The 2,434-nt window shown below is 58.9% G+C and carries 3 protein-coding genes; 1 reads left to right on the top strand and 2 read right to left on the bottom strand.

Going from position 1 to position 2,434, the window contains the following annotated elements:
• Window positions 1-85 precede the first annotated feature (85 nt).
• Window positions 86-208, top strand: a complete 123-nt coding sequence (locus RMN95_RS02930) for a hypothetical protein (protein WP_309615467.1) — start codon at window positions 86-88, stop codon at window positions 206-208.
• Between the two features lie 13 nt (window positions 209-221).
• Here RMN95_RS02930 and RMN95_RS02935 read toward each other — a convergent pair whose 3' ends face one another.
• Together RMN95_RS02935 and RMN95_RS02940 are read right to left on the bottom strand one after the other, a co-directional pair.
• On the bottom strand, window positions 222-1,001 hold the full coding sequence (locus RMN95_RS02935) for a hypothetical protein (protein WP_309615468.1): 780 nt from the start codon (window positions 999-1,001) through the stop codon (window positions 222-224).
• Between the two features lie 36 nt (window positions 1,002-1,037).
• Window positions 1,038-1,517 carry a TIGR02391 family protein gene (locus RMN95_RS02940; RefSeq protein WP_309615469.1) on the bottom strand — a complete coding sequence of 160 codons (480 nt, stop codon included), beginning with the start codon at window positions 1,515-1,517 and terminating at the stop codon, window positions 1,038-1,040.
• Window positions 1,518-2,434: the final 917 nt, after the last annotated feature.

Here is a 2,434-nt window from a genome sequence, read left to right on the forward strand (position 1 = left end):
GCTTTGGCACGATGCCATCCTTCCAGGCCACCCTCCCGGGCAAGCCAGATCAGATGTCACCTAACCGTGCAGCAAACCCGAGGCTATGACCAATAAGGTCGACGCACATCTGCGTAAGAGGGACTACAGCCTTCACCGCGCCGCGTTCTCCGCCCATGTTGCTGCCGCGAGCGCTCCGCTGGCTCCTCTCCGCAACATCGCGGGATAGGAGGGGGCGCCGGTCAACGAGGGTCGCTTTGCTTCGGGAGGACAACAATCTTCAACTGAGACTCGCCGTCCGAGAGAAAGAACTCGAACCCCTGATCATTTGCGACTGCCTGAGCCAGAACGGGTGCTAGCTCCTTCGTGTGCTTCACACCCCATGCCGTGCTCGAAGCGGGCGGCTCGAGAGACGGCCGACCAGCCTGCTCACGGTTAAGCGGAGAAGCTCTCCATCTGCTTACTGCACCCACGACCCCGCGCTTCAAGTCCCAGCTGAGGGCGATGAGACCAGCTACAGCGATCGGCGCACTCGTCGCGACGGTCACCAGCCCTCCCCACACGGTCATGAGGAGATCCAACGAACCGACCTGCGCGTCAAGAAGACGAAGGCCACCCTGATGGGTGCGGAGCGGATGAGGCCAGCCCTTCAGATCTTCGCCGAGCACTAGCGAACGTTGGATGGAGCCAGCGCGCCTAGCAGCCAGGTCCAATTGCGCCATCATCCGAGACGCGCCAAAGACATCGGAACCGTTATAGCGCGCTCTCACGATCAACCTCGGAACCGCGCGACCATCGAGCCACGCGGGATGTGCCACGCGGCGGTCATCTTTGCTCGCCTCAAGCCTCATGATCTGTGCGAGGCGACCTGACGCGGCGGCGCTGAGGCGCGCGGGCTCGCGGTAGTCCTCAGACCAGTTACTCAGCGCGCGTGCAGACGACAGTGGGGTAAGCGCTGACTTCTCGGCCGAGAGGTACTCAAGCTCAGCTGGTACACGGCGCAACACCAATGAATTTTCCACGACAACCCTTCAGATCAAACGACGCGAGGACATGAGCTAGCGAATACCCGCCTCATCGAGTTTGCGGAGAAGAATCGAAGCGAGCGAGAGATGGTCCAGACAAAGGTCAGGTGAATCGGTTAGTTCTGTCTCATGGCCACGCGGGTTTCGGATGCCAGACTGCGCTCCGGCGAAGATGTATCGATAGCCGAATTGCTCGTCTTTGTCAGAGTCGCTCGCCATGCCATTGAGGTGTATGACGGGACTCTGCTCATTGAAAGCCGCCATCATGAGCTTGTTACCAGTCAGACCGCGAAGTGCACTGATCCTCTTCACTTCCTTTTCAACGAACTTGAACGCCTCAAACGTTGATTCAGGGTAGTAGCCGTCGTCGTAAAGCCTCTTCACCTTCACCGGGAGGTCCGGATGGATGTTGCGCGTCTCAAACGGATGAAGTTCGACAGAATCCTCGGGCGTCGGCTCGTTGCGCAATAACGTGCGACGAGTGATTTCCTCGAACCAATCGAGGTCAGTCACGATCGATGAGGTTCTTCCGAATGCTCGCGAAGATCGCGTCGTACACCTCGGGGGTACCCCCTGCCGGAAGGTTGACCTCGACTCGAACAGTCAGACCAACGGCGCTGTCGGATGCTGGGACGTATTGGGGTGCCGGTGTCGCCACGTGCGTCTCAGCGACCTTGGCGCTGTCCTGCTTTGATGGAGGCGATGGCTTGGGCTTGACCGGTCTGGGCCCCGATGTCGCCTTCGTTGTAGGAGCTAGTTTTAACGGTTCACCGTGGCCGGAAAGCGCAGCCAAGGTCAGGAACGTGGAAGCCTGCCGACCTCCGATAAGTTCCGATGTCTTGTCCTTGACGCGGAACCAAGTGGTGAGACCGTCCCTACCTTCGTCCCAGGCATCAGGACCGTGCTCCGCGAAGAGGTCAGCGTAGGCAGCGGTGATAAGGCCTTCGAGGCCGGACTTAAACTCACCCTCGCCGTGGAAGAAGATGTCAGTCACGCCGTCAATCTTTTTACCTTCATCATCGATCAATCCGAGGAACCGGAAAATGTTGATGATGTAAGACTCGTTCGCTGGGGCGATGTTGAATCGCTTCAGTGTTGAGGCATCAACCGCTGGAGGGAAAACTTTCCTGAACTGATCGAAAGCCTTCACAAGCGCTCCCTGCCCGGACGTGTATGGGTATGTCGCCACGCGTTGCTCCCAGCTCTGTGGCGACGCCGGATCGCCCGCCTCGCGTGGAGAATATCGCTCAATTAATGGATGGTCGACATGCCACGCCGCAGTGCGATAGAGGGGTTTCGGAGGGGTTGGCGCCTCGCGGAAAAAGAATATTCCCCGGACTTCGTTTGAAATCCGGGGAATAATTGTCGGGCTGACAGGATTTGAACCTGCGACCCCTTGACCCCCAGTCAAGTGCGCTACCAAGCTGCGC

Origin of the sequence: Salinibacterium sp., assembly GCF_031364185.1 — a bacterium.
Lineage (GTDB): Bacteria > Actinomycetota > Actinomycetes > Actinomycetales > Microbacteriaceae > Rhodoglobus.